Raw genomic sequence first — 19,590 nt, 5'->3', positions numbered from 1 at the left:
CTGGGCCTACTTTCGGAAGCGGGCGATACCGGCGGCCAGCAGCAGCACCGCGCCGACGGCGACCGGCTGGTAGTACTGCGAGATGCCGAGAATGGTGAACCCGTTGATCAGCGAGGTGAACAGCACCGCACCGCAGACGGTGCCGAGCACCGACGCCTTGCCGCCGGACAGTGACGAACCGCCGAGCACCACCGCGGCGATCGAGCTCAGCAGGTAGGTGGTCTGTAGCGACGGATCCGCGCCGCCGTTGCGGGCGACCAGCATGACACCGGCAATGCCGCACAGCAATCCGGACATGGCGTAGGCGAACAGCCGGATGCGGTTCACCGAGATACCGGTATCGCGCGCGGCCTCGAGTCGTCCACCGGTGGCGAGCAGATGGGTGCCGATCCGGGTGCGGAAGATGATGCCCGCCACGACCAGTGCGGCGAGCAGGGCCAGCAGCCAGAACCAGCGCACCGGACCGATGCCGTCGAGTGCGAGCCGTTGCAGGAAGCGGGAACTCACCGCCTCGGTATTGCCGTGCGTCAGCAGCAGGGTGATGCCGTTGAGCACGCTCAGCATGCCGAGCGTGACGACGAAATCGGTCATATGCAGTCGACCGACCAGCACACCGTTGACGACGCCGACCGCCAGTCCACTCAGGATCGCGGCCCCGATGGCGACCGCCATCGGGTAGCCGTGGCTGGCCAGATAGCCGAGAACGGCTGCCGCCCATGGCAAGTTGGCGCCGACCGACAGATCGATGCCGCCGACGGTGATCGCGAACTGCTGACCGAGCGCGAGCACGGTGAGGATGGTCGAGGCGACCAGCAGATCGCCGATATTGTCCGCCGTCAGGAAGTTCGGGGTGGCGATGAAGAACGCCACCCACAACACGACCAGCGCGAGCGGTGCCGCGAATTCGGCGACCTTGGCGAGGATCTCCGTGCGCCCCTCACGCGCGCGGAGATCTTCGGTTGCCTTTGCGGTCACTTGTTCAGCAGCCCTTCCACCGGGTTGTCGAAGGCGACGATCGGACGCGGGAACGCCGCGATCTGCTGGTCGACATTGTCCTTGCCGATAAAGGCGATGGGGGAGACCACGCGCTCGGGCAGCTTCTTGCCCTGGTGCTGGGCCAGGCAGCTCTGCACCGCGAGTTGACCTTCGGCATACGGGTATTGGGTCACCGTGCCGGTCAGGGTGCCCGCCTTGACGGCGTCGAGGGCGGCCTGGATGCCGTCGACGGAGATCACCTTGATCTGACCGGTCCGGCCCGCGTTCTTGATCGCCTGTGCGGCGCCGAGCCCCATGGTGTCGTTGGCGGCGAAGATGCCGGTGATATCCGGATGCGCCTTCAGGATCGCCTCGGTGACCTGCAGGCCCTTGTCCTGTTCGTAGTCGGCGGGCGCCTTCTGGACGATCTCCAGCTTGCCCGTGACCGCGTCGGTGAAGCCCTGATCACGGTTGATGCCGTTCTGCTCGCCCGCGATGCCCTGCAGGATGGCGACCTTGCCGGTGCCGCCGAGCGCCTCGAGCATCTTCTGCCCGGCGATCCGGCCCGCATCGAGATTGTCCGAACCGATGAAGCTCGCATACGACACCCCGGCCTGCGCGGAGGCCTTCGCGTCGATCTGGGTGTCGAGATCGAGGATCGGAATGTTCTTGCGCGCCACCGGCGTCAGCGGGGTGATCACATTCGTGGCATTGACCGGTACCACGCCGAAGCAGTCGTAACCCTGTGCGGCCAGGGTGGAGATCTGGGCGTTCTCACCGTCGGCGTCCGTCTCGGACTGCCCGGCCTGCACCGTGACCTTCACGCCGAGCTTCTGTCCCTCCGCGAGGGCGCCGTCGCGCAATGCCGCCCAGTAGGGGTTGGTGAAGTTCCGGGTGACGATCGCGATCTTGAAGTCGCCGTCGCTCCCGTCCTGTCCGCCGCGACCGCAAGCAGCGGCGGCAAGCGCGCCGATGAGGACAAGCGGCGCCATTGCACGCCTGAATCGAGCATTCATCGTGAGTTCGACCTATCCATCTCAGGTATCAACTCGTGTTGATCAACGCGAGTTGATGAGTAGTGTGTGACCCGAGTCACCGGCTGTCAAGTACTTGTGCGGAGTGCTTGGATGGACGGTCGGAGCAAGGAGAGATTTCGGATGGCAGTCACACGAGCCGACGTGGCGCGGCTGGCAGGCACGTCACCGGCGCTGGTGAGCTATGTGCTCAATGGCGGACCGCGGCAGGTCGCGCCCGCGACCAAGGCCCGCATCGAGGCCGCCATCGCCGAACTCGGCTATCGGCCCAATATGTCCGCGCGCAGCCTGCGCATGAACCGCGGACATGCACTGGGCATGGTGATTCCGGACGGCGCGAACCCGTTCTTCGCCGAACTGTCCGCTGTCATCGAGGCGGCCGCCTTCGCACGTGGGTACCCGCTGTTCGTCGGCAATGCCGCCGGTGACCCGGAACGCGAACGCGCCTATGTGCGCACCTTCATCGATCGCAGAGTCGAAGGGCTGCTTGCGATTTCGTCGTCCTGGGAGACCGGCATCGCCGACGCCTGCGAGGAGGCGGGCATGGTGCTGGTGGCACTGGACCGCGTCATCGATCCGGCGCGTTGCGCGCACGTCATGTGCGATTCGGTCGCAGGCGCGGAACAGGCCGTCGCCCATCTCATCGGACACGGCCACCACGAAATCGCCTGCCTGAGCGGCCCGCACGTATCGACCGCCGAAGACCGCGTACAGGGTTACCGAAACGCGTTGGCGGCCGCCGGACTTGCCGAAGGACGCATCGTACGAACGGATTTCGGCGGCGCCGCAGGCTACCGCGCACTGGGCGACCTCATGGCCGACTCACACCGGCCCACAGCGATTTTCGTCACCAGCGACCTGCAGGCAATGGGTATGCTCCGCGCCGCCTACGACGCCGGGCTGCGAGTACCCGATGACCTCGCCGTGGTCGCCTTCGACGGAATCGAGTACTCCCGCTACACCCGCCCGGGCCTGACCACCATGGTCCAGCCCACCCGGCTCATGGGCGAGACGGCCATCGACCTGCTGCTACAACAACTCGACGACCACACGCCCCGGCCCGGAGTGGTGAATCTCGAAGCGGTACTTCACACCAGAGGCTCGTGCGGCTGTCCCGACGAGTTCTGAGGGCTACTGGTCGACGGTGAGGCCCTTGGCTTCCAGGATCGCGGCCAGGTTCGAGACCTGGATGGGGGTCTCACCCGTTTTGTAGCGTTCGATGTAGGTGGCCTCGGCGGAGTCACGCTCGCGGGAGGCGGCGATCGCGGATCGGATTTCTTCGCGTCGGATGACGACGACGCCGTCGCAGTCGCCCTTGACGATGTCGCCGGGGTATATGACTTGGCCGCCGAGGACGAGGGGCTGGTTGACGGGGCCGAGGGTTTCCTTGACGGTGCCCTCGATGCAGACGTGCTTGGCGAAGACCGGGAATCCGAGTTCGCGGATTTCTCGGGTATCGCGTACGCCGCCGTCGGTGACGAGGGCGGAAATGCCGCGGGCGGCACACGCATTGGCGAGGACGTCGCCGAATTGCCCGGCGGGCTGGTCGCCGGAGGCCACGACGAGCACGTCGCCGGGTTGGGCGTAGCTGATCGCGACCTGCAGCATGATGTTGTCGCGGGGGTGGCAGACGACGGTGAATGCGGATCCGCAGAAGGACATGTCGCGGTCGATGGGTTTGATGTCCGAGTCGAGTGCGCCCTTGCGGCCCTGGGCCTCGTGGATGGTGGCCGCCGAGAAGGCGCCGAGTTCGTCGATGAGTACGGGGTCGGCGCGGTCGATCTTGGTGGTGACGTGAACCATGGTTTCTCCGTGATGGGTCGGGCTGTGGTCAGCTCAGTGCGGCAATGGCTTTCGCGATTTCGGCGGCGGCTGTGCGCAGTACGTCAGCCGAGGTGGCGAAGGAGATGCGCAGGTATGACGGCGCGCCGTAGGCGGAGCCCTGGATCGTCGCGACCGAAGCGGTCTCGAGCAGATACAAAACGACGTCCTGGTCATCGTCGAGTACTCGTCCGTCCAGTGTCCGCTTGCCGAGGAGTCCGGTGCATCCGATGAACAGGTAGAACGCGCCCTGCGGCCGCACTGGTGCGAGTCCGTCCACGTCGGCGAGCAGGTCGAACATGAGGTCGCGGCGCGCACGGTAGCTCACGATCGACTCGGAAACGAAGCTCTGGTCGCCGGAAAGCGCCTCGGCCGCGGCCGCCTGGCCGATCGAGGACGGGCAGGACGAGCTCTGCGACTGCAATTTGTTGATCGCCGCGATGAGCTGTGGGTGGCCGACGCCGTACCCGACTCGCCACCCGGTCATCGCATAGGACTTGGACACCCCGTTGACGACGAAGATCTGATCGCGCAGTTGCGGCGCCACGGACAGCAGGCTCGGGGTGCGCTGATCGGTGAAGACGATCTCGTCGTAGATCTCGTCGCACAAGACATTCACATGCGGGTGCCGCTCCAGCACGGTGGCGAGTGCCGCGAGTTCCTCCGCGCTGTACACCGCGCCGGTCGGGTTGGACGGCCCGTTGAGGATCACCCATTTCGTGGCGGGCGTGATCGCCGACTCCAATCCGGCTGCGGTGAGCAGGAATCGGTCCGATTCGGGACAGTCCACGACAATGGGCGTGCCACCGTGCAGGGTGACCATGTCCGGATAGGACACCCAGTAGGGCGACGGCACGATGACCTGATCGCCTTCTTCGACCGTGGCCATCAGCGCCATGAAGATGACCTGCTTGGCCCCGCCGCCGACGGTGATCTCGCTGTCGCCGATCGTGATTCCGGTACGGTCCAGTATTCGCGCCGCGATCGCCTGCCGCAGCTCCGGAATGCCGTTCACCGCAGTGTATTTGGTGAGCCCGGAGTCCATGGCCGTGATCGCTGCCGCTTTCACATGATCGGGGGTGTCGAAATCCGGTTCGCCGACGGTCAGGTCGAGGATCACCCGACCCGACGCGCGTAGCTCGCGAACTCGTTGTGCGGCAGCGGAACTCGGCGATTCTCGCATCCGCTGGACACGGGCGGCGAGGGCGACAGGGGACATGCTTTCTCCTCGGATCGGCATAGGGTTCAGAACGCCAGCAGCACTTTGGCGGAGACTGCGGCATCCTTGGCGACGGCGAAGGCCGCCAAGGCATCTCGAACGGGGAACTCGTGGCTGATGACCGGCTCGACGACCAGGCTCCCGTCGGCGAGTGCATCGAGCACCGCGTCGATCTCGTCGTTGAACCGGAACGATCCGACGACCTCGAGTTCGCGCGTGATGACCAGCGACAGCGGCGCGGGCTGAAGTCCGGTGGGCAATAGCCCGAGCAGGACCACCCGGCCACCTCGGGTGGCGCCGCGAACGGCGGATTCGAGTCCGAAGCGGTTGCCGGAGCATTCAATGACGATGTCGGCGTCCACCGCGGCGATTGCGCCGGTGTCGTCGGCCTTCAATGTTGTGGTCGCGCCGAGTTCGCGAGCAATAGTCAGTGGATAGTCATGGATGTCCACGGCCGTGATCGCGGCGGCACCGGCGCGGCGCAGTACCGACACCACCAGCGCGCCGATCGGACCGCAACCGATCACAAGTGCGGTCTTTCCCACGACCTGCCCCGCGCTCGAAACCGCATGCCAGGCAACCGAAGCTGGTTCGGCAACGGCGGCCATTCGCAGCGAAAGACCATCGGGCAGCGGACGGAGCATCCGTGACGGCAGCACCGCATAACGCGTAAATGCGCCATGCGTATGGGGGAATTGGGCCGCGCTGCCGAGATAGGTACACCCGGGCGATAGATTCGGGCGCTCCGCGGGATAGCGCGGGCTGTCGCCACCCGGTGTGGCCGGATGCACCGCCACCCGGATGCCCGCCACGGGCCCGCTACCATCCGCGGCCTGCTTGACCACCGTGCCGACTACCTCGTGTCCGAGCAACATCGGCGCCCTGAGGATCGATTCGCCTGCGGCTCCGTGGATCCAGTAGTGCAGGTCGGAGCCGCAGATACCGCCGTACGCGATTTCCACGACCGCATCGGAGGATCCCGGCGGTGTCAGGGCGATGGCTTCGACGCGGAGATCGCCTGCGGCATGCGCCACGATTCCCAGTGTGCGAGAGGGCAATTCGGTTGGCGACATCGGCGGTATCAATCCTGTCGCCGAACGAATTCGAGTCCACCGGGCACCTGAAACGTCGGCGTGATCTCGATCAGGCCCAGGTTCACATGCCGCGGTGCGTCGATCGCGAACTCGATGGTGTCGGCGATGTCCTTCGTCGTAATGGATTCGTAGCCTTCGTAATAGGTCTCCCAGGCCGCCCGCATCGCCTCGGGTGTGCCGCCGAGATTGCGTCCGAAGATTTCGGTCTCCACCCGGCCGGGGCAGATCTCGGTGACCCGGATGCGCTTGCCGATGACATCGTTGCGGAGCTGGCGCGAAATCTGGTGGATCGCGGCCTTTGTCGCGTGATAGGCCGTGTGGCCGTAGAAGTTGTACAGACCCGCGATGGAGCTGATATTGACGACGTGGCCGAGGTCTCGTTCGACCATGCCCGGTATCAGCAGCCGACACAGATGCAGCACGGCACGGAGATTGACATCGACCATGGCATCGACCGATTCCGGTGCCGCGTCGAGGATATTGCCGGTGGCCGATACCCCGGCATTGTTGACCAGGATGTCGATTTCGAGGTGGCCAACCGCATTGGTGAGTGCGGCGGTGTCGGTGATATCGACGGCCAGGGGGATCATTCCGGTCCGTGCGGCCACTTCGTCGAGCCGTGCGGCATCGCGGGCGACGCCGTACACGGTGAGGCCACGCTTGGTGAGCGTCTCGGTGATCGCGGCACCCATGCCGGTATTGGCTCCGGTGACGAGGGCGGTTCGGTAGTCGTCGAAAGGCATGACACTCCTTGTCTCGGGTGAGGCCGGTCTGCTTCTGGTCAGAGCGTGTCGCGTAGGGGCAGGTGCGCACGGTCGGTGACGGTGCTGACCGCCGCGAGTGTGCCGAGTGCGGTGGCGACGGCATAGACGGCCGGGACATAGATGCCGAAATGCGGGATGAGCCATGTCATCAGCAGCGGTGCGGTACCGCCGAACAGCGCCGAGGAGATGTTGTAGCCGAGGCCGTAAGCGGAGTACCGGACCCGGGTCGGGAACAGTTCGACGATGAGGATGTGGATGACCGCGGTGTGCCCGGCGAAGATGACGGCCATGATGCAGGCGCCGAGTACCGCGAGTGCGAAACTGCCGGTCGCGATGAGGGCATAGCAGGGGATAGCGCCGATGGCCATCGCGATCGCGGCACCGGCGATCACATTCTTACGGCCCAGCTTGTCCGACAGTGCACCCATGAACGGAATCGCGATGCTGATCGCCACCAGACTGGCGGCGGTGACGATAAGTGCTGTGCCGGTGGAGAATCCGATCTTGTCGCCCTTGAGGAAGGTCGGCATGTAGGAGAACAGCACGTAGTAGCCGGAGCCGTTCATCAGCGGGATGAACAGGGCGAGCAGCATAGCCCTACGGTGTTCGGGCGTCGCGAACGCTTCTTTCAGCGGGTTGCGTGAGAGCCCACCGGATTCCTTGAGCTTGCCGAAATTCGGGGTGTCGCTGATGGCGCGGCGGATGTACCAGCCGATCAGGCCCATCGGGATCGCGATGAGGAATGGAATCCGCCAGGCCCAGCTGCCGAATCCGCCGCCGTGGATGGCATTCGCGTTCAACCACGGGGACATCGTGAAGGCGACGAGAGTGCCGGTGAGCAGCGCGAGGAAGGAGGCGATCTGGGCGTAGCTGGTGATCAGTCCGCGCTTGCCCTCGGGCGAATGTTCGGCGAGGAAGGTCATCGCACCGGCGGCCTCACCGCCGACCGAGAACCCCTGCGCCAACCGCAAGGCGACCAACAGCAGGGGTGCGGCGACGCCGATGGCCGCATAGGTCGGCAGGATGCCGATACCCGCCGTCGCGACGCTGATCAGCATGATGACGAAGACGAGCATCTTCTGGCGGCCGATCTTGTCGCCGAGGATGCCGCAGATCACCGCGCCCAGCGGACGGACGAAGAAGGAAATCGCATATCCGGCGAAGACCAGCAACAATGCGTCACTCGACTTGGATACATCGAAGAACACGATGGCCAGGGCGGTCGCCATGAAGGCGAAGATGCCGTTGTCGTAGAGCTCGACGAAGATGCCGACGCAGCCGGCCAGTACGACCTTGCGGATCGAGCCGGACCCCGCCGGATGCGTTCGGTCGGTGGGCACGGACCCGGCCGGGGCCGGAGAGATCGTGTCGGTCATGGGTACTCCAGGTGAGTGAGCCGGTGGCAAGTATTGGCGTGGACGGGAATTCGGAGGCTGTCGTAGGCATTTGCCACGCGGGTGCGTAGTCGATCGATCGCGGCCTGCTGAGCGCGGTAGCGGCGCACCGCGTCGGGAATGCCGATGTGCCGGAATCGGACTCGCTGACCTGGCCGGGCTTGGCCCAGCTGCGACAAGCCGGTCGCGGTGACGACCGCGAGCACCGGATAGCCCGCTGTCACGCCCCGGCCGCGGTGCAGTACGAGCAGTTCGTTTCCGGCCGGCACCTCGACGGCCCCGATCGGTACGCCCCGGGATAGGACCTCGGTTCGGCTCTCTCGTTGTGGGACGGCCCCATCGGGACTCAGCCGGAGTCCGATGTGATTGCTGTTGTCGCCGACGACGAACGAGGTCTCGAACAGTCGCGTCGCGGTGCTGCCGAATTCGGCGATATCGGGTCCATCGGTGACGTCGACGGTCCAACTTCCGGTGCCCGCGGGCCGCGCAATATCGAAGTGGAACAACGGAATTCGGAAATGTGGGTGGTCGAGTCGCGGCCCGTCGACATCGACGTCGACATTCGCACCCGCTGTCAGTTGTCGACCGAAACCGAGTACCGGGTCCGGAGCACAACTTTCGAGCAGGTAGTTCGCGGAAATCGTCCCGTGCACCGCGATGTAGACCCGGAGCCCGTCGCGGATGTCGCGAACGGTGAGTTCGGTGCCTGCCGCCCATATGAACGGTTCCCACTGGGCGCGGATGACACCGTCGACGCATACGTCGGCGGGCGCACCGGTGATCGCGACGAGCAGATCGGTGCTCGCGACCGCACCGAAGTCCAGCGCGACCAGTTCGAGCAGCGGCGCTGTGCACGCACTGCCGACCAGAGCGTTGGCGACCTCGGCGCTGTACTGGTCGAGGGCGCCGCCGGTCAGCTGGCCGATTCGGGCGGCTCGGCGGCGACCCAGATCCTGGACGGTGGTGATCCCCGGGGTCGTTACGGTGATGGTCTCAGCCATGCAGCACTCCCTCGAACCGGGACCATTCGTGGGCCGTGATGGCATGGAACCGAAACGTATCGCCGGGCCGGAACGCGGACAGCGGCTCGGTCGTCGGGTCGACCATGATGCGCGGGGTTCGACCTATGACAGGCCATCCGCCGGGCGCGGGCCGTGCCGATACGACCGCCTGTCGACCGGCTACCGCGACGGCTCCGGCGGGTACGTGTGGGCGCGGCACGACACGTCGGGATACCGGACGCGGAAAGGCGGGACCGTCGAGCATCGGCGCGCCGCCGGGAGATCCGAAGCAGCGCATGGTGAGTGGTGACGATCCGTGCACGCGGATCACCTCGGCCGGGGACAGCCCCAACTGGTCGGCCACATCGTCGAGATCCGGACCGTACTCGCCGCCATAGACCACGGGGATATCGAAATGCCGGGCCGGGCGTTGTTTCGGTGCCACCGATTCTCGTAGTAGATTCGCGAGCAGCTGTTGAATATCATCGTGAGTGCTTGCCGCGCAGTCGAATTCGATGAGCACGGCGTCGTAGGTCGCAATGATGCCGGTGATCGCGAAGCGGTCCGCATCGGTGTCCAGGGTGGCCGCGATCGCGTGCACAGCTCGCCAGCATTCTTCTCTGTCGGTCCCCAGCGCGGTGACGCGTACGGCGGAATCACCGCAGTCCGCGACGTGGAAGGCGACTCCCCCTACGCCGGACATGGTTCGGTCTCCTTGCCTGCATGGTCCGCGAGCACTTCGGGAAGCGGGACGATGTGCACACCTGCCCCGGTGAGCGCGGCCCGGATCGCCCGCGCATTGCGCACTGCGTCTCCGTTGTCGCCGTGCAAGAGCAGCGTGTGCGGCTGGACGGAAAGCCTTGTGCCGTCGACGGATTCGATGAACTCCTCGGTCACCATGCGCACCGCGCGCCGGGCGAGGACCTCGGGGTCGTGAATGACCGCACCCGGCTCGGATCGCGGGACGAGGGTGCCGTCGGCGCGATAAGCGCGGTCCACGATGCCGACGATGCCGACGGGAATCCCCTGTGCACGAGCATGCTCGGCGAGTTCGCCGTCTTGGGCGAGCACGATCAGGGTCGGATCGAACGACCCGACAGCATCGACCACGGCGGCGGCATAGTCGGCGCGGGTCGCCACCAGGTTGCCCAGTCGGCCGTGCGGCGCCACATGCGACACCGCGCTGCCATGCGCGACGGCGAAGGCGTGCAGCGCGCCGAGTTGATACAGGACATCGGTGCGCACCTCGTCGGCCGAGAGGTCCATGGCCCGCCGACCGAAGCCGACCAGATCCGGGAAGCTGGGGTGCGCGCCGATGCCGATGCCGCGGGCAACGCAGTGGCGGACCGTCCGGTCCATGGTCTGTGGATCGCCCGCGTGGAAGCCGCAGGCGATATTGGCAGAGGTGAGGACGTCGAGCAGTGCGTCATCATCGCCCATCGTCCACGCCCCGAAACTCTCACCGATATCGGCGACGAGATCGATTTGCCATGCCATGATGCCTCCGCTGGGTGGGAAACTGCGAGCACCGTATGAGTCAACGTGCGGTGTAGAAGGACGCTACGCAGGTTCGCCCTCGCGCGGGTAATACCGGTTTCGGGTGAGGCAATAACGAACCTCTATGGTGTCTGAGCAGCGGCTATGCGGCGCGCTCACAATGTCGGCCGTGAATTCGGTACCGCCGCGTTTCCGTAGGACAACAATACGGAAATCATCGCGTGCGACGACGTTGCTGCGAGAAAGGTGGATCGACGACGTGGATACCCGACGTTTGTTTTCGTTCGTGCGCATCGTGGATGCCGGCAGCATCACCCGCGCCGCGGATATCCTGCACATCGCGCAGCCCGCGCTGAGCCAGCAGATGACGGCCCTGGAGGCCCAGTTCGGTCAGCAACTGCTGATCCGGCACAAACAAGGCGTCGAACCCACCGACGCGGGCCGGGCTCTGTACCGGCATGCGCAGATCATCCTGCGTCAAGTGCAGAGCGCACAGGCCGAGGTTGGTGTGGTCGGCCGCGAACTGGCGGGCGGGGTTTCCGTCGGGCTGGCGCCCTACAGCACGGTCAACGCGATCGCCCTGCCGTTGCTGACCGCGGTGCGCGAAAGGTATCCGAGCATCCTGCTGCATATCAACGAGAACTTCGGCGGCGTGCTCAGCGAGGCGATGATGACCGGCCGGATGGATATGGCGCTGCTGTACGACGCCGGGCCGATCAAGGGGGTGACCTTCGAGCGACTGCTCACCGAAGAACTGATGGTCGTCGCACCGACCGGGACCGGGCTCCCCGGTACGACCGGTTCCGCGGTCTCGATCGCGCAGTTGAAGGGTGTGCCGCTGCTGCTGCCCGGCCCGATGCACACGATCCGGAAGGTCGTGGAGCAGGCATACGATCACGCGCTAGAACATGCGCATGTCGTGGGGGAGGTCGAGTCGGTGGCGCTGATGGCGCAGGCAGTGCGAAATGGCTTGGGCGCCACCGTTTTACCGTTGTCGGTGGCTCGTCGGATCATGACCGTCGAAAATCTGGAATTGCGCCGCATCGAACCGGCGATCACGGTCCAGGTGTCGCTGGGCACCCCGACCAATCAGCCGCTGTCCAAGCCGGCGGAGGCTGTGCGCGAGATATTGCGCGCCGTCGTCGCCAACTACGTCAGGAACAGTGCGGGACGCACGGCTCAATAACCCCGTCGGATATCGATGGTCGCGAGCAGCGGCTGTCCGGTGGCGAACCGTTCGACGTTCGCCGCGACATGATCGGCGAGCACCACGGTGAGGCCCGTCGCGGGATTGGCGACATGCGGGGTGACGATGGCGTTGGGCAGCGTCCAGAGGGGATGGCCCGCCGGAAGTGGTTCGGGTTCGGTCACATCCAGGGCGGCGCCGCCGATCGATCCGTCCTCGAGTGCGCGTACCAGTGCGTCGGTGTCGATGAGCGAGCCGCGAGCCACGTTCACGATCCAAGCGGTCGATTTCATTCTGGCGAGAGCGTCCGCATCCACGAGGTGTGCGGTGTCCGGTGTCGCCGGTGCGGCGAGCACGAAATGATCTGCCCGCGACCAGATTTCGGTTGTCCGATCCGCGGCGACCGTCTCGGCGGCGCCGGGCACCGGAGCGCCCGACCGGGTGACTGCCAGTGCCTGCGCACCGAATGCGGTGAGCAAGGGGATCATGGCGCGGCCGATGCCGCCACAGCCGACGATTGCCACGGTCGAGCCGTACAGCGTCCCGACCCGAGGGTCGAAATCCGACTTGTGCCAGGATGTCGCGCGTACCTGTTCGGCGAGGACCCGGACACCGGCGAGGAGCAGCAGGACGCCGTGCTCGGCGACGTTGTGCGCGTACGCACCAGCCGCTGAGGTCCAGACGCGGGTCTCATCAATGACCCCCGCGCAGATCCAGGGTTCGACGCCGGCGGAGGGCAACTGCACCCAGCGCACTGCGTCGGGCAGTCGGCCGGGGAAGGCAGCCGGTCCCTGCGTCCACACCACCGCGTCCGCGTCGGCGAGTGGAACGAGAATGCCGCCGCCTTGCTCGATCGCCCTGGCGAGGGCGGGATCGGAATCGGGACCGAGGTGGATTCGGGGACGGCTGATATTCGGCACGATTGCCTTTCGGGCTGGAAGTGGATCAGACGACGGCGGTCAAACCACCGTCGACATACAGGATCTGGCCGTTGACGAAATCCGACGCGGGCGAGGCGAGGAACAGCAGCGCCCCGACCAGTTCCTCGGTACGTCCCCAGCGCCCGGCCGGTGTGCGCCTGGTGAGCCAGTCACTGAAATCGGCGTCGTGCACAAGCGCGGAGGTCAATTCGGTATCGAAATAGCCGGGCGCGATCGCATTGACCTGCAGTCCCAGTGGAGCCCAATCCGCGCACATGCCGCGGGTGAGCATCTTCAGCCCGCCCTTGCTCGCCGCATACGGCGCGATACCGGCCCGGCCCAATTCGCTTTGCACCGAACAAATATTGACGATCTTGCCGCGTCCACGTTCGACCATCGCGCGGGCGAATTCGCGCCCGACACAGAAGGCGCTGAACAGATTGGTATCGAGCACGCGACGGAAATCGGCGTCGGAGAATTCGAGCAGCGGACTGCGATGCTGGACTCCGGTGTTGTTCACGACGATATCGACCGGGCCGAACTCCTTTTCGACCTGCTGCGCCGCGGCGGTCACCTGCGTGGAGTCCGTCGCATCGAATGCACAGACGTGGACTGGTGCGCCGGTCTTGTCCGCGATCTCGTCCCGGCTGCGGGCGAGTGCCGCCGCGTCACGGCCATTGAGGACTACCGTCGCCCCCGCCTCGGCGAGGCCAGTCGCCAGCGCATATCCGATACCGCGGCTCGAGCCGGTGACGAGGGCGATCTTGCCCTCGATATCGAAACTCCGATGTGCACTCACCGCGCCACCGCCCGGTCCCGCGCGAAATCGACAACCGACCGCGCGATCTCGTCCGGTCCCGCCCCGACATCCAGTACGAGCCCGAACTCACCCGGCTCGAGGGGCTCCAGCAATGCGAGTTGAGAATCGAGCAGGACCGGCCGCATAAAATGCCCGCGGCGGGCCGCCATCCGCGACCGAATAGTAGTAGGCGCGCCATCGAGGTGCACGAAAGCGACTGGCGCAGTGACATTTCGGAGCACATCCCGATACCGCCGCCGCAGCGCGGAACACGCCACCACACCGGCACTTCGCGTGCCCATCCAGTCGCGCACGGCCTCGAGCCATGGCGCCCGGTCCGCGTCCGTCAGCGGGATACCCGCGGCCATCTTCGCGACATTCGACGGAGAATGCAGATCATCGGCATCCAGGAACTCGCCGCCCACCAACCCGGCGACCTGCCGCCCGATCGTCGACTTCCCGCAACCCGTCACGCCCATCACCACAATGTGGGGTCGCCGATCGCCGCCCATGAATATTCCCGTCCGCCGGTTTCCAGATACGCAGATCGACCATGCCCGAACCCACCGCATCAGGGCAATGATCAGGCGATACCGGTTCTGGAGGACGTCATAACGAAAGCCGAGGGTTGAATGCCGCGGCTGGCTCGGATACCCAGCGGCACAAAGTCACTGGCGATGTTCACCTCGTACTGCGCCGCGGCAATCACGTCCTCTTCGGCCGACGACAGAACACCGTGGCATCGAGGGCGTCGGCGGGTTTGTCGTTGACAACATGCGGCAAGCGGCCGGCCAGGACATCCAATAATGTCTGGGGGGACTTCCCGTTCACACCGACGGCCGCGCGGCCGCCGGTGTGTCGAGGCTCGGTTATCCGCAGTGGACTCCGAATTCTTCCCAGAGGTCGTCCTTGATGCGCCCGCCCCAGTCGATGCATTTGCCTTCGGCTTCGACCTTCGCGTACGCGTAGTCGGAGAAGACGCGGTCGTCGTTTATGACCACCTGGGAGTGGTCCTTCGACTGCCGCACAGCGGCGCCCATCGAGATCGGGTCGCCCGGCTTGTCCCGCACGGTGACCACGCAGTTGGTCCTGCCGTCGTAGGTGAGAAAGACTGTGCCGCCCTTCAACTCGTGCGAGTCGATCACCTTGAAGCCTGCACCACACTGGCCGTCGTATGTTGCCGCGGCCGCAGTGGCTGGGAGGAACACCGCCATCCCGGCAGTGATCCCGATTGCGGCCGCTAACACGGCGATCGGCTTCTTGGCGTTGATCAAGGTTGAACCCTTTCGTCTTTCATGTGACATCTGGCGTTCGGTTTTTTACCCGCTCGCGCTGCACCGAAACTTGCGTTGCCGGCACGCCGAACCTACGGCGGCAGTTGATGACTGGGTATTTGCCGGCCTCCCAGATCTGGGAGGCCTTGCACCGCATCAGGGGCCGGTCGTGGCGGATGGAGATCGTGATCAATTCTGGGAGTGCGGAATCCGGCAAACAGTGGTAGCCGACCGCAGCTGCGCACTTTCTCGATCGGGCCGTGCGGAGTGTCACACCCGGACGGCGACGGGTTCCGCGGTGATGGTGGGCTCGGAGAAGTCCGGGATCCGGCGGGTCGGGATGGCCGCGGAGATCGCGGCGCCGAGTACGGCGACACCGCAGCCGATCAGCAGGGCGACGCGGAATCCGTTTTCGGTCGGGATGGCGTGCCCGCCCAACGAGACGGTCATCTGGGCGAGTACCGCGCCGATCACGGCGGCCGCGGCGGAGGTGCCGACCGAGCGCATCAGGGTATTGAAGCTGTTGGCGGCGGCGGTTTCCGATACCGGGACCGCGCCCATGATGAGGGCGGGCATGGCGCCGTAGGCGAAACCGGTTCCCGCACTGATGATCACGGTCACCGCCAGCATGCCCCAGGTGGAACCCATCAGCGCCATGGCGGCGGCATAGCCGAACGCGATGATCAGGCATCCGGTGACCAGGGTGAACTTGGGACCGCGGGCGGCGGAGAGCTTGGCGCCCACCGGCGAGATCAGCATCATCACGACACCCGCGGGCGCCATCCACAGACCCATCGCCATCATCGACTGGCCGAGGCCGTAACCGGTGGCGGTGGGCAGTTGCAGCAGTTGCGGCATGACCAGCGACTGGGAGTACATGGCGATACCGACGACAACCGAGGCGGCATTGGTCAGCAGCACCTGCGGACGTGCGGTCACGCGCAGATCGACCAGCGGCGCATCGATGCGCAGCTCCCACCAACCCCAGACCAGCAGCAAGACCACCGCCGCGATGAACAATCCGAGAATGCCGGCACTGGTCCAGCCCCAAGCGGCACCCTTGGAGATGGCGAGCAGCAGCGATACGAGTGCGGCGCCGAGGCCGATCGCCCCGAGCGCGTCGAAACGTCCGGCGGCGCCGCTGTTCGGGGTATCCGGGATGATCGCGAAGATCAGCACGCCGACCAGCGCGGCAAGCGCGGCCGAGCCCCAGAACAGCACCCGCCAATTGCTGTATTCCACAACGGCCGCGGACAGCGGCAGGCCCATGGCGGCGCCGATACCCAGCGACGAACTGATCAGTGCGATGGCAGCGCCCAACCGCTCCGGTGGCAGCAGATCACGCAGCGCGCTGATGCCGAGCGGAATGATGCCGACGCCAGCGCCCTGCAGGCCGCGGCCGATGATCATCGGCACGATCGAGGTCGCGACGGCGCAGACGAGTGAACCGGCGACCAGCGGCACGATCGAGGCGAGCAGGATCTTCCGCTTGCCGTAGAGGTCGCCGAGTCGTCCGGCGACCGGAGTGATCACGGCGCCGACGAGCAGGGTGATCGTAACCACCCAGGTGGCGTTGGACGAGGTGGTGTGCAGCAGTTGCGGCAGCTCGCCGAGCAGCGGCATAACGAGTGTCGCCATGAGCGAGGCGACGATGCCTGCGGTTGCCAGCACGGCGAGGACGCCGCCTGGCCGGGCAGCGGGGGCTGGAGTATTCACGCGCGTCTGCGAATCGGTCGAAATCAGGGGAAGTATGTTGAGCGCATGCAATGTGCACTATGCACACTGTATGGCTTATACACATTGCGTGCTAGCTGCACGTGATGTGTGTGACGCACATCGCGTGGTATACCTGGTGCTACGGAATCCAGGCGCAGGTCGGCGCGGATCGGCAGAAGGACCCCGAAATGGACAAAACCCTCGACAAGATCGAGTTCGAGACCATGCTGTTCGGCCGGTACAGCCTCGCCTCCCGGCAGCTCGGCGGGCGTCGACTCGATCGCAACACGTATACGTTGCTCAATCGGCTGCGGGTGGCAGGCCCGATGACGCTCGGGCAGCTGAGCGAGGCGGTGGGTCAGGATGTGTCGACGCTGAACCGGCGGACCGCGGCCATGGTGCGCGACGATGTAGTGGAACGCATTCCGGATCCGGATGGCGGGATGGCCCGCAAATTCCGCATTACCGCCGAAGGCGAACGGCAACTCGACCGTGAACGCGACGAATCGCTGCAAACCTTGGCGACGATCCTCGCGGACTGGTCACCGCAGGATGCCGCGGCCTTCGCCGATTACCTGCAGCGTTTCAATATCGATATCGAGCGCTATCTCGGCCGTCCCTGGCCGCGCCCGTAATCGTCAGATCGCGGTGCCGATGTCCTGGGTGACCAGGTGGTCGAGGGCTCGCTCCGCGACGGCGGCGATCGTCATCGACGGATTGCAGGCCGCGGCATTACCCGGCAGGAGCGCGCCGTCCACCACATAGAGACCGCGCTGACCCAGGACCCGGCCGTCGAGATCGCAGACCGATCCCATGCTCGCGCCGCCGAGGGCGTGCCAGGTGGACGGGAACAGCGCGTTGGTGTCGACCAAAATGCTTGTCGGGCCGGCGATTCGGCGCACGGCCGGATCGATGTGATTGTTCTGGATGCTCGCGTCGCCGTTGTTCGGCCAATGCAGAATCGCGTCGTCGGTCGCCGAATCGTAGACGAACCGGCCGCGGTCCGCGCTGACGCCGTACCCGACCAGCATGGTGCTCTTGGGGTCCATCTGCATCGGCGGGATGGAGGCCTGGATGACGGTGAACGCGGCCTGCGGATCGTCCCAGTTCTTACTTCCGTAGACCACCGGACCGCCCTGTGCCGCACCGAAATCGGCGATGGGGTCGGTCCAGACGTAGATCCGGTCGGCATTGGTGCCCCACTGCTGACCCAGTCCATCGGGCAGGTCCGGAATCTTCCCCTTTGCCCCGGCTCGCACGAGCAGCTTGGTGGTGTTCAGGCTGCCCGCCGACAGCACCAGGGCATTGGCCGTGATGATCTTGTTTTCCAGGACATTGCCGGAGGTGTCGAGCCGTTCGACGTATACGACCCAGCGGCCGTCGGCACCGCGTTCCACATCGGTGACCTGGTGCAGCGTCTGCACCTCTACCCGTCCGGTCGACTCGGCCGCGGCGATGTAGGTGACATCGACCGAATGTTTACCGCCGTTGTTCACACCCATCGCGCCGTCGCCGTTGGTGTACGACGGTTTCATCTCACCGCGCAGCTCGGCGAGTGCGTAGTTCCAGTCGATGGGCATCGGAATCTTCGACAGCGGCAGTCCGGCCTGGCGCACATGATCACCGAATACACGTGCGGCCGTGTAGTTGCGGTCCGCGATCAACTCGTCGGGGGCCACCGCGAGGCCGAGCATGCGCGCCACCCTCGGGTAGTGCACCCGATCCATGGTCGCCCAGTCGAGTTCTTCGGGCAGATTCGCATCGAATACCGGCTGCGTCGGCTGTAGTGACATGCCCTGGTAGATCAGCGAACCGCCGCCGAGGCCCGCGGCGCACAGGGCGGTCATATTCGTTCCGGGTACCGCCTCCACCAACCCGGTATAAGGTTCGAAAACCAGTGGGACACCAAATAATGTCGGGCTGGACCGGTACCAGAGCACCCGCTTGTCGAGCGCCGAGGCGCGTGGAAAGGTCTCCGCATTCGGCCCGGTCGGCCAGCGCATTCCGCGTTCGAGCAGCAGCACCGGGACGCCGGCCTGAGCCAACCGCAGTGCGGTCACCCCGCCACCGAATCCGGATCCGACCACCACGACCCGGCGTTCCTCCCGGGTGAGCGGGACGCTGTTGACCCGTGCGGCGATGCCGTGCGTCGGGTTGGTGGTTCGTGAGCCGAGTATGGCGACGCCGGCCGCCGCGGTGGCGGTCAACAGGGTCCGGCGGGTGATCACCGACATGCTCTTCCTCACTTACATAACCGGACGGTCTTGTCCGGTTTGTTCGACAGTTTGCTGGAGACCGTCGGTCGAGTCAAGCGGTAGCGTTGAGCAGGTGACTGCGTCGCGCCGACAGAATTTAGGACCGAAAGCAGCGGCCGGAAACCGGGCGGCTCTGATTCGGGCGGCTCGAACTGTATTCGCGGAGAACGGTTTCGACGCACCGCTGAGTTTGATCGCGCGCGCGGCAGGTGTCGGACAAGGTGTGCTGTACCGGCATTTTCCGACCAGGGAGAGCATGGCGCTGGCGGTATTCGAGGAGAATATCGTCGAGTTGGAAGAGCTTGCCGCCGACCCGGCGACCACCGTCGGGGACGTACTGGCCCTCATCGTCGATCAGCTGAACGCGTCCGCGGCCTTCATCGCCATGATCTATCCGTCGAACACCGAGGACGAGCAGTTGCTCGGCGCAGCATGGCGGCTACTCGGGCTCATCGCGCAGAAACTCGACGACCCGCGGCAACGTGGCGATATTCGCGCCGATGTCACGGCAATGGACGTCGTATTAGCGGTGGCGATGCTGGCGGCCGTGCTGGCGAAGACGGACCCGAAATCCAGACAGGCCACGTCCCGGCAGGCGTGGGCGATATTGGAGCGTGGGCTGCGCGCGTGATCTGCGGGTA

At 65.6% G+C, this 19,590-nt stretch carries 20 protein-coding genes; 4 read left to right on the top strand and 16 right to left on the bottom strand.

What is annotated here, in order from left to right:
- Window positions 1-6: 6 nt before the first annotated feature.
- Together ACQPYR_RS27085 and ACQPYR_RS27080 are read right to left on the bottom strand one after the other, a co-directional pair.
- Window positions 7-975, bottom strand: coding sequence for an ABC transporter permease (locus ACQPYR_RS27085; RefSeq protein ID WP_433621764.1), 969 nt, complete (start codon window positions 973-975; stop codon window positions 7-9).
- A complete protein-coding gene (locus ACQPYR_RS27080) occupies window positions 972-1,967 on the bottom strand; it encodes a sugar ABC transporter substrate-binding protein (RefSeq protein ID WP_433621763.1) in 996 nt (331 codons plus the stop codon). Before ACQPYR_RS27080 ends, ACQPYR_RS27085 begins: the two co-directional genes overlap by 4 nt.
- A 165-nt stretch (window positions 1,968-2,132) precedes the next feature.
- On the opposite strand from ACQPYR_RS27080, the gene ACQPYR_RS27075 reads away from it, so the two are divergent.
- Entirely contained in the window at window positions 2,133-3,137 is a 1,005-nt protein-coding gene (locus tag ACQPYR_RS27075; RefSeq protein ID WP_433621762.1) for a LacI family DNA-binding transcriptional regulator, read from the top strand.
- 3 nt (window positions 3,138-3,140) lie between these two features.
- On the opposite strand, the gene ACQPYR_RS27070 is transcribed toward ACQPYR_RS27075, so the two are convergent.
- From ACQPYR_RS27070 to ACQPYR_RS27035, 8 genes are read right to left on the bottom strand one after another with little or no spacing between them, the layout of a single operon-like run.
- Window positions 3,141-3,812 (bottom strand): 4-carboxy-4-hydroxy-2-oxoadipate aldolase/oxaloacetate decarboxylase, encoded by a 672-nt coding sequence (locus tag ACQPYR_RS27070; RefSeq protein WP_433621761.1) that lies wholly within the window; start codon window positions 3,810-3,812, stop codon window positions 3,141-3,143.
- Window positions 3,813-3,840: 28 nt separating this feature from the next.
- Window positions 3,841-5,049, bottom strand: coding sequence for an aspartate transaminase (locus ACQPYR_RS27065; RefSeq protein WP_433621760.1), 1,209 nt, complete (start codon window positions 5,047-5,049; stop codon window positions 3,841-3,843).
- 26 nt (window positions 5,050-5,075) lie between these two features.
- Window positions 5,076-6,122: an L-idonate 5-dehydrogenase gene (locus tag ACQPYR_RS27060; protein ID WP_433621759.1), complete on the bottom strand. Its 1,047-nt coding sequence runs from the start codon at window positions 6,120-6,122 to the stop codon at window positions 5,076-5,078.
- Window positions 6,123-6,130: 8 nt separating this feature from the next.
- Entirely contained in the window at window positions 6,131-6,886 is a 756-nt protein-coding gene (locus ACQPYR_RS27055) for an SDR family oxidoreductase (protein WP_433621758.1), read from the bottom strand.
- Between the two features lie 38 nt (window positions 6,887-6,924).
- Window positions 6,925-8,283 carry an MFS transporter gene (locus ACQPYR_RS27050; protein ID WP_433621757.1) on the bottom strand — a complete coding sequence of 453 codons (1,359 nt, stop codon included), beginning with the start codon at window positions 8,281-8,283 and terminating at the stop codon, window positions 6,925-6,927.
- A complete protein-coding gene (locus tag ACQPYR_RS27045; protein WP_433621756.1) occupies window positions 8,280-9,302 on the bottom strand; it encodes a biotin-dependent carboxyltransferase family protein in 1,023 nt (340 codons plus the stop codon). The genes ACQPYR_RS27050 and ACQPYR_RS27045 overlap by 4 nt, the downstream gene beginning before the upstream one ends.
- Window positions 9,295-10,005, bottom strand: a complete 711-nt coding sequence (locus tag ACQPYR_RS27040; protein ID WP_433621755.1) for a 5-oxoprolinase subunit B family protein — start codon at window positions 10,003-10,005, stop codon at window positions 9,295-9,297. The genes ACQPYR_RS27045 and ACQPYR_RS27040 overlap by 8 nt, the downstream gene beginning before the upstream one ends.
- The gene (locus ACQPYR_RS27035; RefSeq protein ID WP_433621753.1) at window positions 9,993-10,799 is read right to left on the bottom strand and encodes a LamB/YcsF family protein; all 807 of its coding nucleotides are present in this window, start codon (window positions 10,797-10,799) and stop codon (window positions 9,993-9,995) included. The genes ACQPYR_RS27040 and ACQPYR_RS27035 overlap by 13 nt, the downstream gene beginning before the upstream one ends.
- A 274-nt stretch (window positions 10,800-11,073) precedes the next feature.
- On the opposite strand from ACQPYR_RS27035, the gene nac reads away from it, so the two are divergent.
- On the top strand, window positions 11,074-11,985 hold the full coding sequence (nac, locus tag ACQPYR_RS27030; RefSeq protein ID WP_433635255.1) for a nitrogen assimilation transcriptional regulator NAC: 912 nt from the start codon (window positions 11,074-11,076) through the stop codon (window positions 11,983-11,985).
- On the opposite strand, the gene ACQPYR_RS27025 is transcribed toward nac, so the two are convergent.
- The 5 genes from ACQPYR_RS27025 to ACQPYR_RS27005 all read right to left on the bottom strand — a co-directional run bounded on the left by ACQPYR_RS27025 (window position 11,979) and on the right by ACQPYR_RS27005 (window position 16,694).
- Window positions 11,979-12,905 (bottom strand): D-isomer specific 2-hydroxyacid dehydrogenase family protein, encoded by a 927-nt coding sequence (locus ACQPYR_RS27025; protein ID WP_433621752.1) that lies wholly within the window; start codon window positions 12,903-12,905, stop codon window positions 11,979-11,981. The two genes, nac and ACQPYR_RS27025, sit on opposite strands and share 7 nt — an antisense overlap.
- Before the next feature lie 25 nt (window positions 12,906-12,930).
- Window positions 12,931-13,704: a glucose 1-dehydrogenase gene (locus ACQPYR_RS27020; protein ID WP_433621751.1), complete on the bottom strand. Its 774-nt coding sequence runs from the start codon at window positions 13,702-13,704 to the stop codon at window positions 12,931-12,933.
- Window positions 13,701-14,216: a gluconokinase gene (locus ACQPYR_RS27015; protein ID WP_433621750.1), complete on the bottom strand. Its 516-nt coding sequence runs from the start codon at window positions 14,214-14,216 to the stop codon at window positions 13,701-13,703. Before ACQPYR_RS27015 ends, ACQPYR_RS27020 begins: the two co-directional genes overlap by 4 nt.
- A gap of 357 nt (window positions 14,217-14,573) precedes the next feature.
- Window positions 14,574-14,978 carry a hypothetical protein gene (locus ACQPYR_RS27010; RefSeq protein ID WP_433621749.1) on the bottom strand — a complete coding sequence of 135 codons (405 nt, stop codon included), beginning with the start codon at window positions 14,976-14,978 and terminating at the stop codon, window positions 14,574-14,576.
- 270 nt (window positions 14,979-15,248) lie between these two features.
- Window positions 15,249-16,694, bottom strand: a complete 1,446-nt coding sequence (locus ACQPYR_RS27005; RefSeq protein ID WP_433621748.1) for an MFS transporter — start codon at window positions 16,692-16,694, stop codon at window positions 15,249-15,251.
- Between the two features lie 110 nt (window positions 16,695-16,804).
- Between ACQPYR_RS27005 and ACQPYR_RS27000 the strand changes: the two genes are divergently transcribed.
- The gene (locus tag ACQPYR_RS27000; RefSeq protein WP_307676533.1) at window positions 16,805-17,329 is read left to right on the top strand and encodes a MarR family winged helix-turn-helix transcriptional regulator; all 525 of its coding nucleotides are present in this window, start codon (window positions 16,805-16,807) and stop codon (window positions 17,327-17,329) included.
- Window positions 17,330-17,332: 3 nt separating this feature from the next.
- Here the strand turns inward: ACQPYR_RS27000 and ACQPYR_RS26995 are convergent, their stop codons facing one another.
- The gene (locus tag ACQPYR_RS26995) at window positions 17,333-18,928 is read right to left on the bottom strand and encodes a GMC oxidoreductase (protein ID WP_433621747.1); all 1,596 of its coding nucleotides are present in this window, start codon (window positions 18,926-18,928) and stop codon (window positions 17,333-17,335) included.
- 94 nt (window positions 18,929-19,022) lie between these two features.
- On the opposite strand from ACQPYR_RS26995, the gene ACQPYR_RS26990 reads away from it, so the two are divergent.
- Window positions 19,023-19,580 carry a TetR family transcriptional regulator gene (locus ACQPYR_RS26990; protein ID WP_433621746.1) on the top strand — a complete coding sequence of 186 codons (558 nt, stop codon included), beginning with the start codon at window positions 19,023-19,025 and terminating at the stop codon, window positions 19,578-19,580.
- The last annotated feature ends 10 nt before the right edge of the window (window positions 19,581-19,590 follow it).

The sequence above is a fragment of the Nocardia sp. CA-120079 genome (assembly GCF_050955745.1).
Lineage (GTDB): Bacteria > Actinomycetota > Actinomycetes > Mycobacteriales > Mycobacteriaceae > Nocardia.
The sequence above is the reverse complement of the archived record's forward strand: the minus strand, read 5'-3'. Positions and strand labels throughout refer to the sequence as shown.

Excerpts from the sequence above, each read along its gene's own strand:
- ACQPYR_RS27080 (WP_433621763.1), bottom strand. The coding sequence starts at position 1,967 with ATGGCGCCGCTTGTCCTCATCGGCGCGCTTGCCGCCGCTGCTTGCGGT.
- ACQPYR_RS27075 (WP_433621762.1), top strand. The coding sequence starts at position 2,133 with ATGGCAGTCACACGAGCCGACGTGGCGCGGCTGGCAGGCACGTCACCG.
- ACQPYR_RS27070 (WP_433621761.1), bottom strand. The coding sequence starts at position 3,812 with ATGGTTCACGTCACCACCAAGATCGACCGCGCCGACCCCGTACTCATC.
- ACQPYR_RS27065 (WP_433621760.1), bottom strand. The coding sequence starts at position 5,049 with ATGTCCCCTGTCGCCCTCGCCGCCCGTGTCCAGCGGATGCGAGAATCG.
- ACQPYR_RS27060 (WP_433621759.1), bottom strand. The coding sequence starts at position 6,122 with ATGTCGCCAACCGAATTGCCCTCTCGCACACTGGGAATCGTGGCGCAT.
- ACQPYR_RS27055 (WP_433621758.1), bottom strand. The coding sequence starts at position 6,886 with ATGCCTTTCGACGACTACCGAACCGCCCTCGTCACCGGAGCCAATACC.
- ACQPYR_RS27050 (WP_433621757.1), bottom strand. The coding sequence starts at position 8,283 with ATGACCGACACGATCTCTCCGGCCCCGGCCGGGTCCGTGCCCACCGAC.
- ACQPYR_RS27045 (WP_433621756.1), bottom strand. The coding sequence starts at position 9,302 with ATGGCTGAGACCATCACCGTAACGACCCCGGGGATCACCACCGTCCAG.
- ACQPYR_RS27040 (WP_433621755.1), bottom strand. The coding sequence starts at position 10,005 with ATGTCCGGCGTAGGGGGAGTCGCCTTCCACGTCGCGGACTGCGGTGAT.
- ACQPYR_RS27035 (WP_433621753.1), bottom strand. The coding sequence starts at position 10,799 with ATGGCATGGCAAATCGATCTCGTCGCCGATATCGGTGAGAGTTTCGGG.
- ACQPYR_RS27015 (WP_433621750.1), bottom strand. The coding sequence starts at position 14,216 with ATGGGCGGCGATCGGCGACCCCACATTGTGGTGATGGGCGTGACGGGT.
- ACQPYR_RS26995 (WP_433621747.1), bottom strand. The coding sequence starts at position 18,928 with ATGTCGGTGATCACCCGCCGGACCCTGTTGACCGCCACCGCGGCGGCC.